The 20734-nt window shown below is 70.6% G+C and carries 19 protein-coding genes and 1 riboswitch; of the genes, 3 read left to right on the plus strand and 16 right to left on the minus strand.

All coding sequences use genetic code 11. The annotated features are described in order from the left end of the window. Nucleotides 1-95: 95 nt before the first annotated feature. Genes AC1HIL_RS00695 through AC1HIL_RS00710 form a run of 4 tightly spaced genes read right to left on the minus strand, consistent with a single transcriptional unit; the run spans nt 96 to nt 5452 of the window. The gene (locus AC1HIL_RS00695) at nt 96-887 is read right to left on the minus strand and encodes an enoyl-CoA hydratase/isomerase family protein (protein WP_479670924.1); all 792 of its coding nucleotides are present in this window, start codon (nt 885-887) and stop codon (nt 96-98) included. 13 nt (nt 888-900) lie between these two features. Continuing rightward, entirely contained in the window at nt 901-2508 is a 1608-nt protein-coding gene (locus tag AC1HIL_RS00700) for a carboxyl transferase domain-containing protein (RefSeq protein WP_261211650.1), read from the minus strand. Between the two features lie 42 nt (nt 2509-2550). Continuing rightward, nucleotides 2551-4224, minus strand: a complete 1674-nt coding sequence (locus tag AC1HIL_RS00705) for an AMP-binding protein (protein WP_413762236.1) — start codon at nt 4222-4224, stop codon at nt 2551-2553. Nucleotides 4225-4279: 55 nt separating this feature from the next. Beyond that, nucleotides 4280-5452, minus strand: coding sequence for an isovaleryl-CoA dehydrogenase (locus AC1HIL_RS00710; protein ID WP_057590699.1), 1173 nt, complete (start codon nt 5450-5452; stop codon nt 4280-4282). A gap of 141 nt (nt 5453-5593) precedes the next feature. On the opposite strand from AC1HIL_RS00710, the gene AC1HIL_RS00715 reads away from it, so the two are divergent. Continuing rightward, nucleotides 5594-6664, plus strand: coding sequence for an AraC family transcriptional regulator (locus AC1HIL_RS00715; protein WP_296727464.1), 1071 nt, complete (start codon nt 5594-5596; stop codon nt 6662-6664). 21 nt (nt 6665-6685) lie between these two features. On the opposite strand, the gene AC1HIL_RS00720 is transcribed toward AC1HIL_RS00715, so the two are convergent. The 5 genes from AC1HIL_RS00720 to AC1HIL_RS00740 all read right to left on the minus strand — a co-directional run bounded on the left by AC1HIL_RS00720 (nt 6686) and on the right by AC1HIL_RS00740 (nt 11202). Further along, complete coding sequence (locus AC1HIL_RS00720) at nt 6686-7657, minus strand: tripartite tricarboxylate transporter substrate-binding protein (protein ID WP_479670925.1); 972 nt, start codon at nt 7655-7657, stop codon at nt 6686-6688. Nucleotides 7658-7701: 44 nt separating this feature from the next. After that, nucleotides 7702-8772, minus strand: a complete 1071-nt coding sequence (locus AC1HIL_RS00725) for an aromatic ring-hydroxylating dioxygenase subunit alpha (protein ID WP_479670926.1) — start codon at nt 8770-8772, stop codon at nt 7702-7704. 97 nt (nt 8773-8869) lie between these two features. Further along, nucleotides 8870-9676 carry a helix-turn-helix transcriptional regulator gene (locus tag AC1HIL_RS00730; protein WP_479670927.1) on the minus strand — a complete coding sequence of 269 codons (807 nt, stop codon included), beginning with the start codon at nt 9674-9676 and terminating at the stop codon, nt 8870-8872. Nucleotides 9677-9745: 69 nt separating this feature from the next. Further along, on the minus strand, nt 9746-10207 hold the full coding sequence (locus tag AC1HIL_RS00735) for a hypothetical protein (RefSeq protein ID WP_479670928.1): 462 nt from the start codon (nt 10205-10207) through the stop codon (nt 9746-9748). Next, nucleotides 10204-11202, minus strand: a complete 999-nt coding sequence (locus AC1HIL_RS00740; RefSeq protein WP_479670929.1) for a D-2-hydroxyacid dehydrogenase family protein — start codon at nt 11200-11202, stop codon at nt 10204-10206. Before AC1HIL_RS00740 ends, AC1HIL_RS00735 begins: the two co-directional genes overlap by 4 nt. A gap of 70 nt (nt 11203-11272) precedes the next feature. Here AC1HIL_RS00740 and AC1HIL_RS00745 point away from each other — a divergent pair, with 70 nt between their 5' ends. Beyond that, nucleotides 11273-12190 carry a LysR family transcriptional regulator gene (locus tag AC1HIL_RS00745; protein ID WP_261211662.1) on the plus strand — a complete coding sequence of 306 codons (918 nt, stop codon included), beginning with the start codon at nt 11273-11275 and terminating at the stop codon, nt 12188-12190. Here the strand turns inward: AC1HIL_RS00745 and AC1HIL_RS00750 are convergent. From AC1HIL_RS00750 to AC1HIL_RS00765, 4 genes are all read right to left on the minus strand, one after another. Continuing rightward, nucleotides 12178-12504, minus strand: coding sequence for a thioredoxin family protein (locus AC1HIL_RS00750; RefSeq protein ID WP_093348235.1), 327 nt, complete (start codon nt 12502-12504; stop codon nt 12178-12180). The genes AC1HIL_RS00745 and AC1HIL_RS00750 overlap by 13 nt on opposite strands. A gap of 109 nt (nt 12505-12613) precedes the next feature. Then, nucleotides 12614-13303 carry an HAD family hydrolase gene (locus AC1HIL_RS00755; RefSeq protein ID WP_479670930.1) on the minus strand — a complete coding sequence of 230 codons (690 nt, stop codon included), beginning with the start codon at nt 13301-13303 and terminating at the stop codon, nt 12614-12616. Between the two features lie 308 nt (nt 13304-13611). After that, nucleotides 13612-15492, minus strand: a complete 1881-nt coding sequence (gene thiC, locus AC1HIL_RS00760; protein WP_261217217.1) for a phosphomethylpyrimidine synthase ThiC — start codon at nt 15490-15492, stop codon at nt 13612-13614. A 91-nt stretch (nt 15493-15583) separates the two neighbouring features. Further along, nucleotides 15584-15689, minus strand: a riboswitch (TPP riboswitch). Between the two features lie 52 nt (nt 15690-15741). After that, nucleotides 15742-16188 carry a YchJ family protein gene (locus AC1HIL_RS00765; RefSeq protein WP_057596573.1) on the minus strand — a complete coding sequence of 149 codons (447 nt, stop codon included), beginning with the start codon at nt 16186-16188 and terminating at the stop codon, nt 15742-15744. Nucleotides 16189-16352: 164 nt separating this feature from the next. On the opposite strand from AC1HIL_RS00765, the gene AC1HIL_RS00770 reads away from it, so the two are divergent. Next, nucleotides 16353-17105, plus strand: coding sequence for a response regulator transcription factor (locus AC1HIL_RS00770; protein ID WP_398497549.1), 753 nt, complete (start codon nt 16353-16355; stop codon nt 17103-17105). A 1-nt stretch (nt 17106) separates the two neighbouring features. Here AC1HIL_RS00770 and iaaH read toward each other — a convergent pair whose 3' ends face one another. The 3 genes from iaaH to AC1HIL_RS00785 form a co-directional block, all read right to left on the minus strand. Then, the gene (iaaH, locus tag AC1HIL_RS00775; protein WP_479672457.1) at nt 17107-18570 is read right to left on the minus strand and encodes an indoleacetamide hydrolase; all 1464 of its coding nucleotides are present in this window, start codon (nt 18568-18570) and stop codon (nt 17107-17109) included. A 179-nt stretch (nt 18571-18749) separates the two neighbouring features. Continuing rightward, complete coding sequence (locus AC1HIL_RS00780) at nt 18750-19583, minus strand: metallophosphoesterase (RefSeq protein WP_479670931.1); 834 nt, start codon at nt 19581-19583, stop codon at nt 18750-18752. A 13-nt stretch (nt 19584-19596) separates the two neighbouring features. After that, nucleotides 19597-20724, minus strand: a complete 1128-nt coding sequence (locus tag AC1HIL_RS00785; RefSeq protein ID WP_057596576.1) for an acyl-CoA dehydrogenase family protein — start codon at nt 20722-20724, stop codon at nt 19597-19599. Nucleotides 20725-20734 lie beyond the last annotated feature (10 nt).

A 20734-nucleotide genomic window follows, 5' to 3' on the forward strand; every position in this document is an offset into this window, starting at 1 on the left:
GTTTCGCAGAGGTCGCAGAAGGAAAAACCAGAAATGGTTTTCTTCTGCGACCTCTGCGTCACCTTGGTATTCCTTCTGCGTTCGGCTGTTCGTATTCATGAGCTCATCCACGAAGGCTTGCGCTTCTGCAGGAAGGCCTGCACGCCCTCGCGGCCCTCGTCGCTGGCGCGGATGTCGGCGATGCCCTCGACCGTCTTCGCGATCAGCGCATCGTCGATCTCGCGGCCCGCCACGTCGGCCACCAGCTGCTTGCAGGCGCGCACGGCGGCCGGGCTCGCGCCGGTCAGCGCCTTCAGCAGCTCGTCGACCTTGGCATCGAGCGCATCGGCCGCCACCACCTCGTGCACGAAGCCGATGCGGTGCGCCTCGGCGGCGCCGAAGCGCTCGGCCGTGAGGAAGTAGCGCTGCGAGGCGCGCGTGCCCATGGCGCGCAGCACGTAGGGGCTGATGGTGGCGGGCACCAGGCCGATCTTGACCTCGCTCAGGCAGTACCAGGCGCTGTCCACGCTCACGGCCATGTCGCAGGCCGCGACCAGCCCCATGCCGCCCGCGTAGACGTCGCCCTGCACGCGCGCGATGGTCGGCTTGGGGCACTCGGCGATGGTGCGCAGCATGGCGGCGAGCTTGCCGGCGTCGGCGATGTTCTCGTCGCGGCTGTAGTCGGCCATGCGGCGCATCCAGTTGAGGTTGGCGCCGGCGCAGAAGGCCGGGCCGTTGGCGCCCAGCACGATGGCCTTGACCTGCGGTGCCGCGCCGGCCTCGGTGAAGGCCCGCGTCAGCTCGGCGATGACCACGTCGTCGAAGGCGTTGCGTGCCTCGGGCTGGTCGAGCCAGATGCGCGCGACGGCGCCGTCGATCGTGAGTTGCAGCTTGGTGAAGTCGCTCATGCCGCGTTCCTCCTCACATGCGGAAGATGCCGAACTTCGGCTCGGGGATCGGCGCGTTGCGCGCGGCCGCCAGGCCCAGCGCGAGCACGCGGCGCGTGTCGGCCGGATCGATGATGCCGTCGTCCCACAGCCGCGCGGTGGCGTAGTAGGGATGGCCCTGGTCCTCGTACTGCTGGCGGATCGGCGCCTTGAAGGCCTCTTCCTCGTCGGCGCTCCACTGGCCGCCCTTGGCCTCGATGCCGTCGCGCCGCACGGTCGCGAGCACGCTCGCGGCCTGCTCGCCGCCCATCACGCTGATGCGCGCGTTGGGCCACATCCAGAGGAAGCGCGGGCTGTAGGCCCGGCCGCACATGCCGTAGTTGCCGGCACCGAAGCTGCCGCCGATGATGATGGTGAACTTCGGCACGTTGGCGGTGGCCACGGCCGTCACCATCTTGGCGCCGTGGCGCGCGATGCCTTCGTTCTCGTACTTGCGGCCCACCATGAAGCCCGTGATGTTCTGCAGGAACACCAGCGGCGTCTTGCGCTGGCAGCACAGCTCGATGAAGTGCGCGCCCTTCTGCGCCGATTCGGAGAACAGGATGCCGTTGTTGGCGACGATGCCCACCGGCATGCCCTCGATCTCGGCGAAGCCGCAGACCAGGGTGGCGCCGAAGCGGGCCTTGAACTCGTGGAACTCGCTGCCGTCGACCACGCGCGCGATGATCTCGCGCACGTCGAAGGGCTTGCGCGTGTCGGTGGGGATCACGCCGTAGAGCTCCTCGCGCGGGAACGCGGGCTCGCGCACCGCGGCCTTGGCCGGGCCCTCGGCCGCCTTCGCGTTGAGGTTGGCCACCGCCGAGCGCGCGAGCGCCAGCGCATGCAGGTCGTTCTGCGCCAGGTGGTCGGCCACGCCCGACAGCCGCGTGTGCACGTCGCCGCCGCCCAGGTCCTCGGCCGTCACCACCTCGCCGGTGGCCGCCTTCACCAGCGGCGGGCCGCCCAGGAAGATGGTGCCCTGGTTCTTCACGATGATCGATTCGTCGCTCATCGCCGGCACGTAGGCGCCGCCCGCGGTGCACGAGCCCATGACCACGGCGATCTGGCCGATGCCCTGGGCGCTCATGTTGGCCTGGTTGTAGAAGATGCGGCCGAAGTGCTCGCGATCGGGGAACACCTCGTCCTGGTTCGGCAGGTTGGCGCCGCCCGAGTCGACCAGGTAGATGCAGGGCAGCCGATTCTGCTCGGCGATCTCCTGCGCGCGCAGGTGTTTCTTCACCGTCATCGGGTAGTAGGTGCCGCCCTTCACGGTGGCGTCGTTGCACACCACCATGCAGTCGACGCCGTTGACCCGGCCGATGCCCGCGATGATGCCGGCGCCGGGCGCGTCGCCCTTGTACATGCCGTGCGCGGCCAGCGGCGACAGCTCGAGGAAGGGCGTGCCCGGATCGAGCAGCTCGGCCACGCGTTCGCGCGGCAGCAGCTTGCCGCGCGCCGTGTGCTTGGCGCGCGCGGCCTCGCCGCCGCCTAGCTCCACCCTGGCGAACTGCGACTGCAGGTCGTCGACCAGCGCGCGCATGGCGGCGGCATTGGCCTGGAAGTCGGCCGAGCGGGCGTTGAGTTTGGTTTCGAGTTGGGTCATGGTGCAGTCAATGTCGGGAACGGGGCGCGCGGGCCCCCGTGTTCAGGCGGTGCGCGCTTCGTCGAGGCCGAGCTCGGCCTTCATCTCGTCGCGGATCTTGAACTTCTGGATCTTGCCGGTCACGGTCATCGGGAAGGCCGGCACGAAGCGGATGTACTTCGGCACCTTGTAGTGCGCGATCTGGCCCTTGCAGAAGTCGCGCACCTCTTCCTCGGTGACGCTCTGGCCGGGCTTGGCGATGATCCAGGCGCAGAGCTCCTCGCCGTACTTGCGGTCGGGCAGGCCCACCACCTGCACGTCCTGCACCTTGGGGTGGCGGTAGAGGAACTCCTCGATCTCGCGCGGATAGATGTTCTCGCCGCCGCGGATCACCATGTCCTTGATGCGGCCCACGATGTTGACGTAGCCCTCGGCGTCCATGGTCGCGAGGTCGCCGGTGTGCATCCAGTGCTCGGCATCGATGGCCTCGCGCGTCTTGGGCTCGTCGTCCCAGTAACCGTGCATCACCGAATAGCCGCGCGTGCAGAGCTCGCCCGACTGGCCCGGCGGCATGGTCCGGCCGGTCTCGGGGTCGACGATCTTCACCTCGAGGTGCGGCTGCACCGTGCCCACGGTCGACACGCGGCGGTCGAGCGGCGTGTCGGTGCTGCTCTGGCAGCTCACGGGGCTGGTCTCGGTCATGCCGTAGGCGATGGTGATCTGCTCGAGGTGCATCTCGCTGACCACGCGCTTCATCACCTCGATCGGGCACGGCGAGCCGGCCATGATGCCGGTGCGCAGGGTCGAGAGGTCGAACTCCTTGAAGCGCGGATGGTCGAGCTCGGCGATGAACATCGTGGGCACGCCATGCAGGCCGGTGCATTTCTCGGCCTGCACCGTCTCGAGCACGGTCAGCGGATCGAAGCCGTCGTTCGGATAGACGATGGCCGAGCCGTGCGTGAGGCAGGCCAGGTTGCCGAGCACCATGCCGAAGCAGTGGTAGAGCGGCACCGGGATGCACAGCCGGTCGTCCGGCCCGAGCTTCATGCACTCGCCGATGAAGAAGCCGTTGTTGAGGATGTTGCGGTGCGTCAGCGTCGCGCCCTTGGGAAAGCCCGTGGTGCCGCTGGTGAACTGGATGTTGATCGGGTCGGTGGCCTTCAGCGTCTTCTGCACCGCGGCCACCTTCGGGTCGGCCGCGTCGCCGCCGGCCAGCAGCGCCGAGAAGCGCCGCATGCCGGGCACCTCGGCGCCCTCGCCGGCCTTGTCGATCCAGAAGGTGTGGGCCAGCTGCGGCAGCCGCTTCGGGCCGAGCTCCTGCAGCATGCCGAGGTAGTCGCTGGTCTTGAACTGCGCCATCGTCACCAGCGCCTTGCAGCCGACCTTGTTGAGCGCGTACTCGAGCTCGGCGGTGCGGTAGGCGGGATTGATGTTGACGAGGATCAGGCCGACCTTGGCGGTGGCGATCTGCATCAGCACCCACGGCGCGTTGTTGTGCGACCAGATGCCCACGCGGTCGCCCGGCGCGAGCCCCAGCTTCAGCAGCGCGCTGGCGAGCCGGTCCGACTCAGCCTGCAGCTCGCGGTAGCTGAAGCGCAGGCCTTCGTGGCGGCTCACGAGCGCCTCGCGATCGGGTTGCCGCTCGACCATGTCGTCGAAGAAGTCGCCGATGGTCTGTTCGATGAGGGGGACGTCGGTGGCGCCCTTGCCGTAGCTCTCGGTCAGTGCTGCAGTCATGTTGATGTCCTTGTCTCCTGGTCTGCGCCCTCCCGCGGGGAGGGGGAACGACGGCTTATGCGGTCTCGGCGAACAGCTCGCGCCCGATCAGCATGCGCCGGATTTCGCTGGTGCCCGCGCCGATCTCGTAGAGCTTGGCGTCGCGCCACAGCCGTTCGACCGGGAATTCCTTGGTGTAGCCCACGCCGCCGAGCGCCTGGATTGCCTCGCCGGCCATCCAGGTCGCCTTCTCGGCCGAGTAGAGGATCGCGCCGGCCGCGTCCTTGCGGAAGGTGCGCGCATGGTCGTTGCGGTCGCAGGCCTTGCCCACGGCGTAGACGTAGGCACGCGTGGCCTGCCAGGTCGAGTACATGTCAGCGATCTTGCCCTGCATGAGCTGGAACTCGCCGATGCTCTGGCCGAACTGCTTGCGCTCGTGGATGAAGGGCAGCACCGCATCCATGCAGGCGGCCATGATGCCCAGCGGGCCGCCCGAGAGCACGGCGCGCTCGTAATCGAGGCCGCTCATCAGCACCTTCGCGCCCTGGCCCTCGCCGCCGAGCACGTTCTCCTCGGGCACCTCGCAGTTGTCGAAGAACAGCGGGAAGGTGTTGGAGCCGCGCATGCCGAGCTTGTCGAGCTTGGTGCCGGCCGAGAAGCCCTTGAAGCCCTTCTCGACGATGAAGGCGGTCATGCCGCGCGCGCCCATCTCGGGCTCGGTCTTGCCGTAGATCACCAGCGTGTCGGCGTCGCCGCCGTTGGTGATCCACATCTTGCCGCCGTTGAGCACGTAGTAGCCGTCCTTCTTCTCGGCCTTGAGCTTCATGCTCACCACGTCGGAGCCGGCATTGGGCTCGCTCATGGCCAGCGCGCCCACGTGCTCGCCGCTCACCAGCTTGGGCAGGTACTTCTTCTTCTGCGCCTCGCTGCCGTTGCGGTGGATCTGGTTCACGCACAGGTTCGAGTGCGCGCCGTACGACAGGCCGACCGAGGCCGAGGCGCGCGACACCTCTTCCATCGCCACGATGTGCGCGAGGTAGCCGAGCTCGGTGCCGCCGTACTCCTCCTTCACGGTCATGCCGTGCAGGCCGAGGTCGCCGAGCTTCTTCCAGAGGTCGTGCGGGAACAGGTTCTCGCGGTCGATGTCGGCGGCGCGGGGCGCGATTTCATTCGCGGCGAAGTCCTGGATCGCGCTGCGCAGCGAGTCGATGGTCTCGCCCAGGTCGAAGTTCAGGCCGGGATCGTGCATGGGTGTTGTCTCCTCTGAAGGGGGCCGGCGCGTGGGGCTGCCCGCGCCACGACGCGCTGGAAAGGTCGCAGCTTACGCCTCGTCGCGCCGCAATTGGCGCCACAATGGTTGCAATTTGCGCCACGCCGGCACTGCCTTGCCATGTCCTCCCCCTCCTTCCTCCGACCTGCCCGCGCCGTCACGCCGATGGCCTTCGTGCGAGCCATCGTCAAGGGCTACGAGCGCTACGGCCAGGACCCGTCCGAGGCGCTGAAGGCGGCACAGATCACGCCGCGCGAGCTCGCGCGGCCCGGCGCGCGCGTGACGGCGGCGCAGTTCGAGGCGCTGTCGGGCCATGCGATGCAGGAGCTCGACGACGAGGCGCTGGGCTGGTTCTCGCGCCGCCTGCCCTGGGGCAGCTACGGCATGCTGTGCCGCGCCTCGCTGACCTCGCCCGACCTCGGCGTGGCGATCAAGCGCTGGTGCCGCCACCACCGGCTGCTGACCGAGGACATCGGCCTCGCGCTTGAGGTGGCGGGCGGCGTGGCCACGCTGCGCATCGCCGAGAACCGGCCGCTGGCCCCGGCCTTCCGCGAGTTCTGCCTCGTGACCAGCCTGCGCTTCATGCACGGCTACATGTGCTGGGCCATCGATTCGCGCATCTCGCTGCGGCAGGCCGGCTTTCCCTTTCCGGCGCCGGCGCACCGCGACGCCTACGCGGCGATGTTCACGCCCGAGGTGCGCTTCGACGCGGCGCGCGCGAGCATCGCCTTCGACGAGCGCTACCTCGCGCTGCCGCTGCAGCGCGACGAGCGCGCGCTGCGCACCATGCTCAAGCGCGCGCTGCCGCTCACGATCCTGCAGTACCGGCGCGACCGGCTGCTGGGCCAGCGCGTGCGCGAGCTGCTGCGCTCGCGCGCCGCCGAGACCACCACCGCCGAGGCGCTGGCCACGCTGCTCAACGTGTCGAGCCGCACCCTGCACCGCCAGTTGCAGGAGGAAGGCAGCTCGCTGCAGGCGCTCAAGAACGAGGTGCGGCACGAGCTCGCGGTCGACCTGCTGCGGCGCACCCACCGGCCGATCAAGCAGGTCGCGCTGGCGGCGGGCTTCCGCAACGAGAAGAGCTTCTCGCGCGCCTTCCTGCAATGGACGGGACTCGCGCCCAGGGACTTCCGGCAGCAGGCGGCCACGCCCGCGCCCGGGCCGTCGCGAGGCAGGGAGGCCTCCACGTGAGCGCCGCGGCGGCCGCGGCGCTCACTGCGCCTCGATGCTCAGTTCGCGCATGCGCCGCGTGATGACGTCGAACTCGGCGCGGTAGGCGCTGGCGAACTGCTCGGGCGTGCTGTTCATGATCTCGAAGCCGCGGGCCACGAACTGCTGGCCGACCTCGGGCGCGCCCACCACCTCGCGCACCTCCTTCGCGAGCCGCTCCACGATCGGCTTCGGCGTGGCCGCGGGCGCCAGCAGGCCGATCCAGACGTTGCTGTCGTAGAGCGGGTCGTCGAAGCCCAGCTCGTGCATCGTCGGCACCTGCGGCAGCGTGCTCGAGCGCTGGCGCCCGAGCACAGCCAGCGGCACGATCTTGCCGCCCGGCACGTGCTGCATAGCGCTCGCCACCGACGACAGCCCGATGTCGACCGTGCCCGACAGCAGGTCGGTGACCACCAGCCCCTCGCCGCGCTGCGGCACGTGCACCATGCCGCCGCCCAGGCCGCGGTTGAGGCTCTCGCCGGCCAGGTGGCCCAGGCCGCCGATGCCCCAGGAGGCATAGCTGAGCTTGGCGCCGCCGGAGCCGGCCTTGGCCTTGAGGTCGGCGAGGCTGCGCAGGCCCGAGCCCGGGTGGGTCGAGATCAGCGCCGGGCTGCGCACGATCTGCGTGATCGGCGCGAAGTCCTTGCGCGGGTCGTAGGCCAGCGTGCGGTAGAGCGCGGTGTTGTTGATCTGCGAGTCGGTGATCGTCATCAGCAGCGTGTAGCCGTCGGCCCTGGCGCGCGCCACCTCGGCGGCACCGATGGCACCGGCCGCGCCCGCCTTGTTGTCGATCACCACCGGCTGGCCCAGCGCCTTCGACAGGCGTTCGCCGACGGTGCGCGCCACGTAGTCGGTGGCGCCGCCGGCCGGATAGGGCACGACGATGCGGATCGGCCGCGACGGGTAGGCCTCCTGGGCGGCGGCGGGAACGGCGAAGGCCAGCGCGGTGCAGGCGATCGAAAGCAGCTTGAACATGGTCTTGTCTCCTCGTGGGTTCTTGTGTTGTCTGGCGGCGCGTGTCAGCAGCTCGCGGCACGCTCGGGCTGCGCGCGCTGCGGGGACGCATCGTTGCGCCGCTCGTCCTCGAGCGCCTGCGCCACCAGCCGGCGGAACTGCACCAGCGCCGAATCCATAGCCAGCGGCAGCATCGGCAGCAAGGGCGCGTGCTCGATGTTGCGGGCCTGCGCGGTGATCATGTCGCGGTCCTCGTTGAAGGCCACGATCAGGCTGTCGTAGAGCGTGCGCGTGAGCTGCTCGCCGCCCAGCGAGGGCCGGTGCGCCTGCTGGAAGAAGTAGTGGGTGCTGGTCTCGGTCTCGGGCGTCAGGGTCTGGCAGCTGTGCAGCTCGACGGCATGGCGCATGTCGCCCTCGGCGTCCTCCACGGGACGCCCACCCGACTGCATCAGCAGCGTGCCCGGCAGCATGAAGTCGTAGACGAACCAGCGGTCGAAGCGCGCACCGGGCGCGAAGGGCCGCGCGCCGGCCCAGTGCGCGGGCGGCGGCACGTTCGCCACCCGGCGCGTCACGCGCAGGCCGCGCTCGATCTTCTCGATCTCGGGCCGCGCCTGCGCGATCGCGGTCGAGCCGCCGAGCGTCTTCTCGTGCACGTAGCTCAGGTGCGAGAAGTCCAGCAGGTTGTCGCAGATCAGCAGGTAGGGCGTGTCGTAGTGCAGGTAGCCCGGGATGTGGCGCCACTCGGGGTGGTCGCACGAGAAGTTGTCGGGCAGCAGCGCCGTGTCGGCGCGCTCGGCCTCGCCCATCCACACGAACACCCAGCGGTTGCGCACCGCCACCGGGTAGCTGCGCACCCGTGCGCGCGGCGGCACCGTCGCCATGCCCGGCACCTCGACGCAGAGGCCGCGCGCATCGAACTTGAGCCCGTGGTAGCCGCAGCGCACGCAGTCGCCCTCGCGCCGGCCCTTGGACAGCGGCGCATGGCGATGGCAGCAGCGGTCCTCGAGCGCCACCACCTCGCCCTGCGCGGTGCGGTACAGCAGCAGCGGCTCGCCGATGACGGTGCGGTTGAACAGGCTCTCGGCGGGAATCTCGTGGTCCCAGGCGACCACGTACCAGCAGTTGCGGATGAACATGCGTTTCTCGTCTCCATCGAATGATCTGTCTTCGATGGTGGTCGCATGCGCCGCGGCGCGCGTCCCCCGCGCAGGGGACGTTGGTGGGTATGCGGCCTCAGCCGGCCAGCCGCACCAGCGCCGCGCGGTCGTGGATGCCGAGCTTGCCGTAGGCGCGCTTGCGCAGCGTGTGCACGCTCGACAGCGCGATGTCGAGGTCGGCCGCGATGCCGTCGGCCGTGAGCCCGCAGGCGATGCGCGCGCAGACCTCGCGCTCGCGGCGGCTCAGCGGCGTGTCGGCGAGCCGGGCCTGCGCGAGCGCGATGCGGCTGTCCATGTCGAGCGCGCCCGCGCCGGTGCCCAGCGCATGCCGGTGCACCTGCCGCAGCAGCGGCGCGACCGCGAGCACGCGCTCGATCTCGCCGGGCGCGAAGCGGCCCATCGAGTCGCGCCGGTAGAGGTTGACCGAGAAGGCGCGGCCGCGGGCCACCGGCAGGTAGAGCAGCGCGAGCCGGTCGCTCAGGTGCTCGCGCTCGTAGATCTGGCGCCGCCAGCCGGGGTCGGGGATCTGCTCGGCATGCATGTGCAGCGCCGTCACCTCGTCGACCTCGCCGCCCGTGCCCGCCATGCGCTGCGCGATGCCCGTCGCATCGTCGAAACCGTAGAAGTGGCGCCGGTACTGCGCGAAGCAGTCGCGCGTGACGTTGCGCACCCCCGCGCCATGGGAGTGGCCCTCGATCTGCACCGGTGCATCGGGCGCATGCTGCACCAGCGAGATGTACTCCACCGGCAGCAGCGCATTGAGGAAGTGCAGCATCGCGCGCGCGGGCGCCAGGTCGCGCGGCACGTCGAGCAGCAGCGACACGGCCCGCAGGTCGAGCGACTGCTGGCTGGCGAGGGCCGGAACGCACCACATGGCTTGCATGCGGAAATTGTCCCCCCGCGGGCGCGCCGCACGAAGCGGCGGCGGATCGGGATTAACCCGCGGCGGCCTTCAGGCGGCCGCCGCGTGGCCGCGGCTCAACGCGGCGAAGGTCCGGGCCTGCCACGCGAACTCCTCGGCGAAGGCCTCGGGGTCCGCGATCGCGTAGGCGCCATAGGCATAGACGGTGGCGTAGGCCGCGTACTCCGCGGCCTGCAGCGCGCGCCCGGCCACGGCCTGGAACACCGCGTAGGTCGCGGACACCGCCGCATGGGCCGACGCATCGATCGAGCCGGAGCCCGGATGGCTGGCGGCGATACGCGCCATGCGCTGCGCCGCCTGCGCGAGTTCGACGCGGCTGCCGCGGCCTTCGAGGTACGCGCCGAGCACGTCGAGGCCCTGCAGCGCCTCGGGCGCCTCGAGCAGATGCCGCACGCGCTGCACGCAGGCGAAGCCGAAGCGCAGCCGCAGCGGCTCCTGCGCGGCATCCTCCAGCCGGGCCGCGGCGGCGAGCCGCTGCAGCGCCTCGTTCATGCCGGAGTGGGCGCGGCGCGCAGGCGGCCGAGCACCTCGGGATTGACGACGTTGCTCGGCTGCCCGCCGGCAAAGGCCACGATCTGGTCGAACACGTCGGAGAACTGCAGCTCGTACTCCTCGCGCGTCACGTAGCCGATGTGCGGCGTGCAGACCAGGTTCGGCAACCGCAGCAGCGGATCGGCGGGATCGAGCAGCGGCTCGGTCTCGTAGACGTCGACCGCGCCCATGCCGGGCCGGCCGGCCCGCAGCGCCGCCACCAGCGCACCGGGCTCGATCAGGCCGGCGCGGCTGGTGTTCACGAGGATCGCATCGGGCTTCATGCGCGCGAGGTCCTCGCGCCGCACGATGCCGCGCGTGGCCGGCACCAGCCGCATGTGGAGCGAGACCGCGTCGCAGTCGCCGAAGAAGCTCTCGCGGTCGGGCGCGCATTCGCGGCCGTCCGCGCGCGCCCGGGCCATCGATTCGGGCCGCGCCCACACGCGCACCTTCATGCCGAAGGCCTCGGCGTAGCCCGCCACCGCCTGCCCGATGCGGCCATAGCCGTAGATTCCGAGCGTCCTGCCGCGCAACGTGCCGCCCACGCCGGTCTGCCAGCCGCCGCGCTGCAGCGACGCCATCTGCTGCGGAATCCGCCGTGCCGCACACAGCAGCAGCGCCCATGTGAGTTCGGCCGCCGCGTACGAAGGCGTGCCCGCGTGCTGGTCCGACGACAGCACGATGCCCAGCCGCGTGCAGGCCTCGACGTCGATGTGCGGATAGACGCTGCGCTGGCTGATCAGCCGCAGCCGCGGCAGCCGCTCGAGCACCGGCGCGCGCAGCGCGGTGCGTTCGCGGATCAGCACCACCGCGTCGGCCTGCGACAGCCGGCGCACCAGTTCGTCGGGCTCGTCCACGTGGTCGTTCCATACCGTCACCTCGTGCCCCTTGAGCTTGGCGAAGCAGGGCAGCGTGCGCAGCGTGTCGAAGTAGTCGTCCAGCACCGTGATGTTCATGCGGCGGATTCTGTGCCCGCAACCCGGCTGCGTAAAATGAATTTATCTGGACCATTGCTGCAATCGCCTCATGAAAGTGGACATGCTCGGCCTGCAGGCATTCCTCGCCGTGGCGGAGCACGGCAGCTTCCATGCCGGTGCCGATTCGCTGCACATCAGCTCCACGGCGCTGACGCGCCGGCTGCAGAACCTCGAGGCGGTGCTCGGCGTACGGCTGGTGGAACGCACCACGCGCTCGCTGGCACTCACCGCGATCGGCCAGAACTTCCTGCCGCAGGCGCGGCGGCTGCTCGCAGACATCTCCTCGGCCATGCTCGGCATCCGCGAGGCCGGCCAGGCCTCGCGCGGCAACGTGACGCTGGCCTGCGTGCCGACGGTGGGCGTGCAGTTCCTGCCCGCGGTGATCCAGGCCTACAGCGCGCTGCACCCGGGCAACCACATCCGCATCCTCGACCACGCCTCGGCCGGCGTGGCGGGCGCGATCCTGCAGCGCGAGGCCGAGTTCGGCATCAGCATCGCCGAGTCCTACGACCCCGCTCTGGAGCGCGTGCCGCTGCTGGACGACCGCTTCGTGCTGGCCTGCCGCGACGACCATCCGCTGGCGCGCCGCCGCAGCATCGCCTGGTCGCAACTCGAGGGCCACGCGCTGATCGTGCCCGGGCCGGGCAGCAGCAATCGCCCGCTGCTCGATGCGGCGCTGGCACCGAGCGGGCTCGACCTGCCCTTCGTCTACGAGGTGCAGCGCAGCTCGACGGCCGTCGGGCTGGTGGCGCAGGGCGTGGGCGCCGCCGTGGTGCCCCGGCTGGCCGTGCAGGACGGCACCTATCCGCGCATCGTGCTGATCGCGCTCGCGCGGCCCACGGTGCGGCGCAGCTTCGCGCTGCTGTCGCGCAAGGGCGCGGTGCTGTCGCCCGCCGCGCAGGCGCTCTACCGCCTGATCCTGTCGATGGCCAGGCCGGCGCGCGGCCGGCGCGCTCAGGCCGGCTGAGCGATCTTCGCGAGCGCCTCGGCGATCGAGGCGCTGTCGGTGGGCCGCACCAGCTTGGCCACTTCGCGGCCGTCGCGCATGAACACCAGCGTGGGCCACAGCTTCACGCCGAACGAGCGGCCCAGCGGACGCCCGCTGCCGTCCTCGACCTTGATGTGGCGCAGGCCCGGATGCTGCGCGAAGGCGGCGGCGATGTCCGGCTGCGCGGCCTTGCAGACGCCGCACCAGTTGGTGCCGAACTCGACCACCGCGGGGCCTTGCAGGGCGTCGATCTCGCTGCGTTCGGGCTGTTCGGTCTTGTACTCGGAGGTCATGCGCGGGGGCTCCTGGTGGGCATTGGATGGTGTGCAGCCGCCGCCGGCGGCCGGTCGTGATTCGATTCGAACAGAAAGCCGGCAGCCCTGCCGCCGGTGGGTGTTCGCTTCAGCCGACGGGCCGGTGCGCCGCGAGCAGTGCCGGCAGTTCGGCCATGTCGCTGAACACCTGCACCGCGCCGACGCTGCGCAGCGCCTCGGGCCCGCTGTGGCCCGACTCGCCCGTGCTGTAGCCGAACACCGTCGCGCCCGCCGCCACGCCCGCCATCGCGCCCGTGACCGTGTCCTCGACCACCGCGCAGCGCTTCGGGTCCACGCCCAGCGCCGCCGCCGCCGCGAGGTACACGTCGGGCGCCGGCTTCGAGCGCGGCATCTCGTGCCCGCTGAAGACCCGCCCCGCGAAGCACTCGAGGATGCCGACCTTCTCGAGCTGCAGCTCGACCTTGAAGCGATCCGCGCCCGAGGCGCAGGCGATGCGCCCGTCGAGCTGCTCGAACAGCGCGCGCACCGCGGCGGGCGCATTCGGAATCGCCGTCAGGTCCCGCTCGAGCGCCTCGTTGCGGCGCTCGCGAAAGCCATGCAGCCATTCGGGCGTGATGCGAAAGCCGGTCTTCGACTCGATCAGGTCGGCTTCGTCCTTCACCGCCTTGCCGGTGAAGATGCGCATCGATTCGTCGGTGGTGAGAGGCCAGCCCAGTTCGCCGAGCATCTCGGCAAGCACGCGGTTGGTGATGGGTTCGGAGTCGACGAGGACACCGTCGCAGTCGAAGAGAACCGCGGCGAAAGGAAAAGAAGACATGGGGAGATGGTACCGGCCGAGCAAAGCGAAGGCCCGGCCACCATGCAATGGCCGAGCGAAGCGATGGCCCGACCCACTCCCCTCTGGCTGTGCCGAGGAGCGCAGGAGAAGGCGGGATCAGGGCCGCAGCTGTCTGAGCGAAGCGAGTTCTGCGGACCCCCGCTTTCTCCGAGCACCGCAGGTTGCCCGCAGCGAAGCGGAGGGACACAGACAGCGGGGTCGCCTTTTCTTTGGTTACTTTCTTTTGGCGAAGCAAAAGAAAGTGACTCGCCCGCCGGGGCGAGACCCGGCCGACAACCTCAAAAAAGTCAAACCGCCCGAATAGGGATGTACATCTCCCCCCCACCCGCCACGAACTCCTTCGACTTCTCCTCCATCCCCTTCTCCACAGCCAGTGCCTCCGCCACCCCCTTGGCCGCGGCGTACTCACGCACCTCCTGCGTGATCTTCATCGAGCAGAACTTCGGCCCGCACATCGAACAGAAGTGCGCCACCTTGCTCGAATCCTTCGGCAGCGTCTCGTCGTGGAATTCGCGCGCCGTATCCGGATCGAGCCCCAGGTTGAACTGGTCCTGCCAGCGGAACTCGAAGCGCGCCTTGCTCAGCGCATCGTCGCGCGAGCGCGCTCCCGGGTGTCCCTTCGCCACGTCCGCCGCATGCGCCGCGATCTTGTAGGCAATGATCCCCTGCTTCACGTCGTCGCGGTCGGGCAGCCCCAGGTGCTCCTTCGGCGTCACGTAGCACAGCATCGCCGTGCCGGCCCAGCCGATCATCGCCGCGCCGATCGCGCTCGCGATGTGGTCGTAGCCCGGCGCGATGTCGATCGTCAGCGGGCCCAGCGTGTAGAACGGCGCCTCGTGGCAGTGCTTGAGCTGCTCGTCCATGTTCGACTGGATCATGTGCATCGGCACATGGCCCGGGCCTTCGATCATGGTCTGCACGTCGTGCTTCCAGGCGATCTGCGTGAGCTCGCCGAGGGTGCGCAGCTCGGCGAACTGCGCCTCGTCGTTGGCATCGGCGCCGCTGCCGGGGCGCAGGCCGTCGCCGAGCGAGAAGCTCACGTCGTAGGCCTTCATGATGTCGCAGATGTCCTCGAAGTGCGTGTAGAGGAAGCTCTCCTTGTGGTGCGCGATGCACCACTTCGCCATGATCGAGCCGCCGCGCGAGACGATGCCGGTCATGCGGTCGGCCGTCAGGTGGATGAACGGCAGCCGCAGCCCGGCGTGGATGGTGAAGTAGTCGACGCCCTGCTCGGCCTGCTCGATCAGCGTGTCGCGGTAGATCTCCCAGGTCAGGTCCTCGGCCACGCCGCCCACCTTCTCGAGCGCCTGGTAGATCGGCACGGTGCCGATGGGCACCGGGCTGTTGCGCACGATCCAGTCGCGCGTGGTGTGGATGTTCTTGCCGGTCGACAGGTCCATCACGTTGTCGGCGCCCCAGCGGATCGCCCACACCAGCTTCTCCACTTCCTCCTCGATGCTCGAGGTGACGGCCGAGTTGCCGATGTTGGCGTTGATCTTCACCTTGAAGTTGCGCCCGATCGCCATCGGCTCCACCTCGGGGTGGTTGATGTTGGCGGGAATGATCGCGCGGCCGCGCGCCACCTCGTCGCGCACGAACTCGGGCGTGATGATGCGCGGGATGCTCGCGCCCATCGGGTTGCCGGCCACGCGCCTGGCGCGCTCCTCGTTGGCGAGGTACTCGGCCATCCACTCGCGCTTGCCGTTCTCGCGCAGCGCCACGTACTCCATCTCGGGCGTGACGATGCCGCGGCGCGCGTAGTGCATCTGCGTGACGTTGGCGCCCGACTTCGCGCGGCGCGGCGTGCGTTGCAGCGCCGAGGCGCCGGCGCGCAGCTCGGCCAGGCGCTGCGCGTCGCGGTCCTCGTTCTTGGCGCCGTCGTCGAGCGCATGGTGCACGCGCCCCTCGTAGCTCTCGGTGTCGCCGCGCTCGGCGATCCAGGCACCGCGCACGTCGGGCAGGCCGCGGCGCACGTCGATCTCGACCTTCGGGTCGGTGTAGGGACCCGAGGTGTCGTAGAGCGACACGGTCTCGCCGTTGGTGAGCTTCACGTCGCGCACCGGCACGAACAGGTCGGGCCGGCTGCCGGGGATGACGCACTTGTGCGACGCGGGGAAGGGCTCGCGCGTGAGCGAGAGCAGGGAGGTGAACTTGTCGGGGGCATTCATGCGGGGCACTCCTTGTGGATGGAAAGGGTGCTCCGCAATCGCTCGGTGGGCTGTGGGCGCCATCCCGGGTGGGGAGGGACGACGGACCGAAGCCAGGGAGTGCAGCTCTTCTTACGCCGGTATGACCCGGATCAAGTTCGCGGGTCGGCAGCTTTGCCATCTCAGCACGCCACATGCGTGCACCCCGGAGCGGGGCCGATTGTGCGAGCGCCGGCGTTCGCCGTCAACCGCCCGCGTCAATGCGGGGTATCAGGCCCGGGCTTGCAGGTCGCCGTCGACGTAGTACCAGCGCGACAGGCCCGCGTCGTCGGACTCGCGCACGAAGCGGCTGCGCTCGTGCAGCCGCGAGGCCGTGCCGGAGGCGCCGCGCTGGCGCGCGACGAACTCGACCTCGGCATGGTCGGCATCGCTCATCGAGCGGCCGCGCACGTCGAGCCCGAGCCAGCGCACGCCGGGCTCGAAGTCGAGCGAGGCCGGCCGCGTGCTCGCGTGCCAGGTGCCGAGCAGGTACTCGGCACGCTCGCGCACGAAGGCCGTATAGCGCGAACGCATCAGCGATTCGGCATCGGGGGCGGGGGTGTGCTCGAAGTCGTCGAGGTAGCGGCCGCAGCACATCGCGTAGGCGATGGGCTTGTCGCGGCGGTCGGTGCGGCCGCAGGGGCAGGGTGCGGTGGAGGGATCGGGAACGCTGGGCATGGAGGCCCCTATTGGAACACCGTGCGGGCAGGGGCCTCCAGAGGGCAAGCCCTGGGGCCGCGGGCATCCACCCTTGGCGTGCCGCTTGCTACCCGCTAACGTGGCGCCCCGGAGACCGGGGTTGACCACGGGAAGACAACGCACACCATCGAGGAACAACGGCCATGTACCTGAGCGCTTCCGAACAGCAGGCCCTGCGCGGCGTGTTCACGCTGCTCGCGCGCGACGAATGCGGCGAGCGCGAGATCCGCGAGCGCCTCGGCCATGCGCTGCTCGGCCTGCTGCGGGCCGACCAGTTCGCGTCCTTCGTCTGGGACGCCGAGCGCGGCGGCTTCGGCTCGCGCGTGGCGATCAACATGGCGCCGGCCAACCTCGACACCTATGCGCAGTGGCACCAGCACCACGACCCGATCACCTTCGTGCTGCAGTCGCGCCGCCGCGCCACGCGCGTGACCGAGGTGATGCCGCAGCGCGAACTGATGCGCACGCCCTTCTTCAACGACTTCCTCGCGCGCGACGGCCTGCACTGGGGCCTGAACCTTCACACCTTCGACGGCGAGCGCGCGCTCGGCGACCTGCGCATCTGGCGCCGCAAGGAGCGCGGCGATTTCGGCGCGCGCGAGACGCTGATGCTCGACCTGATCGAGCCCGCCTTCGCGGGCGCGCTGCTGCGGGCCCGGCAGCGCGCGCAGGCACCCCGCGCCGCGGCGCAGGACATCGCCGCCTCGCCCTGGGCCAGCCTCAGCGCGCGCGAGCAGCAGGTGGCGCGCGCGGTGCGCGAAGGGCTCACCGACAAGGACATCGCGCGCCGCATGGCGGTGGGCGTGCCCACGGTGCGCACCTACCTGCGGCGCATCTTCGACAAGCTCGGCATCGAGCGCCGTTCGGCGCTCGCGGGCGTGTTGCCGCGCGATTGAACTACTTCGCCGCCGGCAGCCGTCCGAGCAGCGGCTCGATCGCCAGGCCCAGCGCCAGCAGGCGGCGGTCGCTGCCCGCGGGGCCGTCGAGCTCGAGCCCGATCGGCAGGCCGCTGGTCGCGCCCAGCGCCGAGGGCAGTTGCAGCCCCGGGATGCCGGCGTTGCTGCCGGGGTCGGTGTTCTGGATCAGCGCGCCGAAGTTCTCGGGGCTGCTGGCCTCGGGCGCGGCCAGCAGCGCCACCTGCGGCACGGTCGGGAACACCAGCGCGTCGAGCCGGTGCTTCGTGAAGGTGTCGCGGTAGAGCTTCTGCAGCGCCGGGCGCGCCACGCGCATCGCGTTGTCGTAGGCCGGCCTGGCGTCGACCGTGCCGTTCGCGGCCGGCAGCTTGCGCGGCAGCACCAGGCCGTCGAAGGTGCCCTTGACGTCGGGGCTGGCGATGCCCGCGGCGAGCTGCTTGAGGTCGATGCCCGTGTCGTACTTCGCGAGGTAGGCCGCCATGTCGTCGTTCGCCTCGTAGAGCGCGACCGGGAAGCCCACCGCGCCGTTGAGTTCGGCGAGCTTCGGCATCTCGAGCTCGACCAGCGTGACGCCGGCCGCGCGCAGCTTGGCCAGCGCGGCATCGGTGGCGGCACGGGTGTCGGCATCGAGGTTGGCGAAGAAGGCCGGCACCACGCCGAGCCGCACGCGCTTCAGGTCGGCGGGACGCACCGCCGCGCCGCCCGCGATCGCGCGGTCGAGCAGCACCAGGTCGGCCACCGACAGCGCCATCGGGCCGGCGGTGTCGCGCGTGTGCGAGATCGGCGCGATGCCCTGCTGCGGATAGCGCCCCATCGAGGGCCGAAGCGACGCGCAGCCGTTGAAGGCACAGGGAATGCGCACCGAGCCGCCGGTGTCGGTGCCCAGCGCGGCCGACACCATGCGCGCGCCCAGCGCCGCGCCATTGCCCGAGGAGGAGCCGCCCGCGATGCGGCGCGGGTCGTAGGCATTGCGCACGCCGACCTCGGGGCCCGAGGGGAAGGCCGGGTTGTAGCCGGTGACGCCGAAGGCCAGCTCGTGCATGTGGGTCTTGCCCAGCACGATGGCACCGGCCGCGCGCAGCTTCGCGACCACCGGCGCGTCGGCCGCCGGCACGAAACCCTTGAGCGCGGGCGTGCCGGCGCTGGCGGGCAGGCCGCGCACCTGGATGTTGTCCTTGATCGCCACCGGCAGGCCATCGAGCGGCTTGCAGGCCGCGCCCGGCTTGCGCGCGGCATCGGCGGCGCGCGCAGCCGCGAGCGCGCCCTGTTCGTCGAGCGTGATGAAGGCGTTGAGATTGGCCTTCGCCCTGGCCTGCGCGACGTAGGCCGTGACCAGCTGCTCGCTGGTCAGCCGGCCGGCGCAGAGCTCGCGCACCGCGTCGCTGGCGGTCAGGGTGGCGATGTCGGGCGCGGCCGGTTGCTGGGCGTGGGCGCCGATGGCGCTCATTGCGAGCACGGCCAGCGCGGACGCGGCGAGACGCGCCGGGCGGCGCAAGGGAACGAAGGAAGAACGGGTCATGGAGACGGCCTCGATGAACGAACGGAAGGCCGCCATCGTGCGCCGCCGCGCGGCGGCTGTCTGTCGTCGAAACCGATGACAAGGCGCGGATGCGCGATGAGGGAGCCCTACTCGAACATCACCCACTCGGGCCGCATGTTGAAGCGCACCGGCAGGATGCTCACGCCCAGGCCACTGGTCACGTACATGCGCCGACCGCGGTTCTCGATCCAGCCATAGGCCCAGGTGCGCGGCGCCGCGCCGGGCACGATCGGCGCGCCGTAGCCCGGCACCCAGACCTGGCCGCCATGGGTGTGGCCGGCGACGGTGAGCACCGGCGCGGGCGCGGCGAGGCGCGGCATCCGGGCCAGGCTCGCCGGGTCGTGCATCAACACCAGCGTGGGAGCGCCGGCCGGCACGCGCGACAGGGCGCGATCGGGCTGCGAATGATCGGTGGAGTGGTCGCCGATGCCCACCACCCAGAGCTCGCGCCCGGGCAGCGGCACGGCGTCGTTCTCGAGTACCACGATGCCCTGCGCCGACAGCGCGTGCGCGATGCGCGCGCCGTCGTGCCACCAGTCGTGATTGCCGAGCACGGCGTACACGCCCAGCGGCGCCTTCAGCCGCCCGAGCACGCCGGCCATGGTCTCGATCGGCAGCGGCTCGTCGCCGCCGTGGCCGGCCAGGAAGTCGCCGGGCAGCAGCACCACGTCGGGCTGCGCGGCATTGATGTCGTCGACGATGCGGCGCGCGCGCTCCACGTCGGTCACGCGCCAGAGGCTGCGTTCGGTCAGGTGCCAGTCGCTCGCGACCGCGATGCGCAGCCGCGGCTGCGCGCCCCAGGCGGCGCTGTCCAGCGTCTCGGTGCGCGCCGCGACCCAGCGCGGCTCGATCGCGACGCTCCAGAGGCCGAGCGCGGCCAGCGCGAGCGCCGCGAAGGCGCGCCATCCGGGGCGGCGCATCAGCGCGGCCGGCTCACAGCGCCCGCTGGATCAGCAGCTTCTGGATGTCCGAGGTGCCTTCGTAGATCTGGCACACGCGCACGTCGCGGTAGATGCGCTCGAGCGGGAAGTCGTTCACGTAGCCGTAGCCGCCCAGGGTCTGGATCGCGGCGCTGCACACGCGCTCGGCCATCTCGCTCGCGAACAGCTTGGCCATCGCGGCCTCTTTGAGGCAGGGGCGGCCGGCGTCGCGCAGGCTCGCGGCATGCCAGATCAGCTGGCGCGCGGCCTCAAGCTGCGTGGCGCAGTCGGCGAGCCGAAAGCCCACGGCCTGCTGATCGAAGATGGAACCGCCGAAGGCCTGGCGCTCCTTGGCATAGGCCACGGCCACGTCGAAGGCGCTGCGCGCCATGCCCACGCTCTGCGCGGCGATGCCGATGCGGCCGCCCTCGAGCGCGCCGAGCGCGATCTTGTAGCCCTCGCCCTCGGCGCCGATCAGGTTCTCCGCCGGGATGCGGCAGCCGTCGAAGTTGATCTGCGCGGTGTCGCTGCTGTGCTGGCCGAGCTTGTCCTCGAGCCGCGCCACCTGGTAGCCCGGTGCGTCGGTCGGTACGATGAAGGCGCTCATGCCGCGCTTGCCCGCGGCCTTGTCGGTGACCGCGATCACGATCGCCACCTGGCCGTTCTTGCCGCTGGTGATGAACTGCTTCACGCCGTCGATCACATAGCCGTCGGCGTCCTTGCGCGCGGTGGTGCGCAGGCTCGAGGCATCGCTGCCGGCCTGCGGCTCGGTCAGGCAGAAGGCGCCGAGCATCCGCCCCTGCGCGAGCGGCTCGAGCCACTGCTTCTTCTGCTGCGCATTGCCGTAGCGCATCAGGATCGCGTTGACGGGGCAGTTGGTCACGCTGATCGCGGTGCTGGTGCCGCCGTCGCCGGCCGCGATCTCCTCGAGCACCAGCGCGAGCGTGAGGTAGTCGAGGCCGGCGCCGCCGTGCTCCTCGGGCACGCAGATGCCGTAGGCACCGAGTGCCGCGAGGCCCTGGTGCACTTCCTTCGGGAAGCTGTGTTCGCGGTCCCACTTCGGCGCGTGGGGCCAGAGTTCGGCCTGCGCGAAGTCGCGCACGGCGTCGCGGATGGCTTCCTGGTCGGTGCTCAGCAGCATGGCGTGTCTC

Source organism: Variovorax sp. ISS6 (assembly GCF_056523145.1).

Excerpts from the sequence above, each read along its gene's own strand:
- AC1HIL_RS00770 (WP_398497549.1), top strand. The coding sequence starts at position 16,353 with ATGTACCTGAGCGCTTCCGAACAGCAGGCCCTGCGCGGCGTGTTCACG.
- AC1HIL_RS00720 (WP_479670925.1), bottom strand. The coding sequence starts at position 7,657 with ATGTTCAAGCTGCTTTCGATCGCCTGCACCGCGCTGGCCTTCGCCGTT.
- AC1HIL_RS00725 (WP_479670926.1), bottom strand. The coding sequence starts at position 8,772 with ATGTTCATCCGCAACTGCTGGTACGTGGTCGCCTGGGACCACGAGATT.
- AC1HIL_RS00780 (WP_479670931.1), bottom strand. The coding sequence starts at position 19,583 with ATGCGCCGCCCCGGATGGCGCGCCTTCGCGGCGCTCGCGCTGGCCGCG.
- AC1HIL_RS00785 (WP_057596576.1), bottom strand. The coding sequence starts at position 20,724 with ATGCTGCTGAGCACCGACCAGGAAGCCATCCGCGACGCCGTGCGCGAC.
- AC1HIL_RS00730 (WP_479670927.1), bottom strand. The coding sequence starts at position 9,676 with ATGCAAGCCATGTGGTGCGTTCCGGCCCTCGCCAGCCAGCAGTCGCTC.
- AC1HIL_RS00715 (WP_296727464.1), top strand. The coding sequence starts at position 5,594 with ATGTCCTCCCCCTCCTTCCTCCGACCTGCCCGCGCCGTCACGCCGATG.
- AC1HIL_RS00755 (WP_479670930.1), bottom strand. The coding sequence starts at position 13,303 with ATGTCTTCTTTTCCTTTCGCCGCGGTTCTCTTCGACTGCGACGGTGTC.
- AC1HIL_RS00700 (WP_261211650.1), bottom strand. The coding sequence starts at position 2,508 with ATGACCCAACTCGAAACCAAACTCAACGCCCGCTCGGCCGACTTCCAG.
- AC1HIL_RS00740 (WP_479670929.1), bottom strand. The coding sequence starts at position 11,202 with ATGAACATCACGGTGCTGGACGACTACTTCGACACGCTGCGCACGCTG.
- AC1HIL_RS00695 (WP_479670924.1), bottom strand. The coding sequence starts at position 887 with ATGAGCGACTTCACCAAGCTGCAACTCACGATCGACGGCGCCGTCGCG.
- AC1HIL_RS00735 (WP_479670928.1), bottom strand. The coding sequence starts at position 10,207 with ATGAACGAGGCGCTGCAGCGGCTCGCCGCCGCGGCCCGGCTGGAGGAT.
- AC1HIL_RS00745 (WP_261211662.1), top strand. The coding sequence starts at position 11,273 with ATGAAAGTGGACATGCTCGGCCTGCAGGCATTCCTCGCCGTGGCGGAG.
- AC1HIL_RS00710 (WP_057590699.1), bottom strand. The coding sequence starts at position 5,452 with ATGCACGATCCCGGCCTGAACTTCGACCTGGGCGAGACCATCGACTCG.
- AC1HIL_RS00750 (WP_093348235.1), bottom strand. The coding sequence starts at position 12,504 with ATGACCTCCGAGTACAAGACCGAACAGCCCGAACGCAGCGAGATCGAC.
- thiC (WP_261217217.1), bottom strand. The coding sequence starts at position 15,492 with ATGAATGCCCCCGACAAGTTCACCTCCCTGCTCTCGCTCACGCGCGAG.
- AC1HIL_RS00765 (WP_057596573.1), bottom strand. The coding sequence starts at position 16,188 with ATGCCCAGCGTTCCCGATCCCTCCACCGCACCCTGCCCCTGCGGCCGC.
- AC1HIL_RS00705 (WP_413762236.1), bottom strand. The coding sequence starts at position 4,224 with ATGACTGCAGCACTGACCGAGAGCTACGGCAAGGGCGCCACCGACGTC.
- iaaH (WP_479672457.1), bottom strand. The coding sequence starts at position 18,570 with ATGAGCGCCATCGGCGCCCACGCCCAGCAACCGGCCGCGCCCGACATC.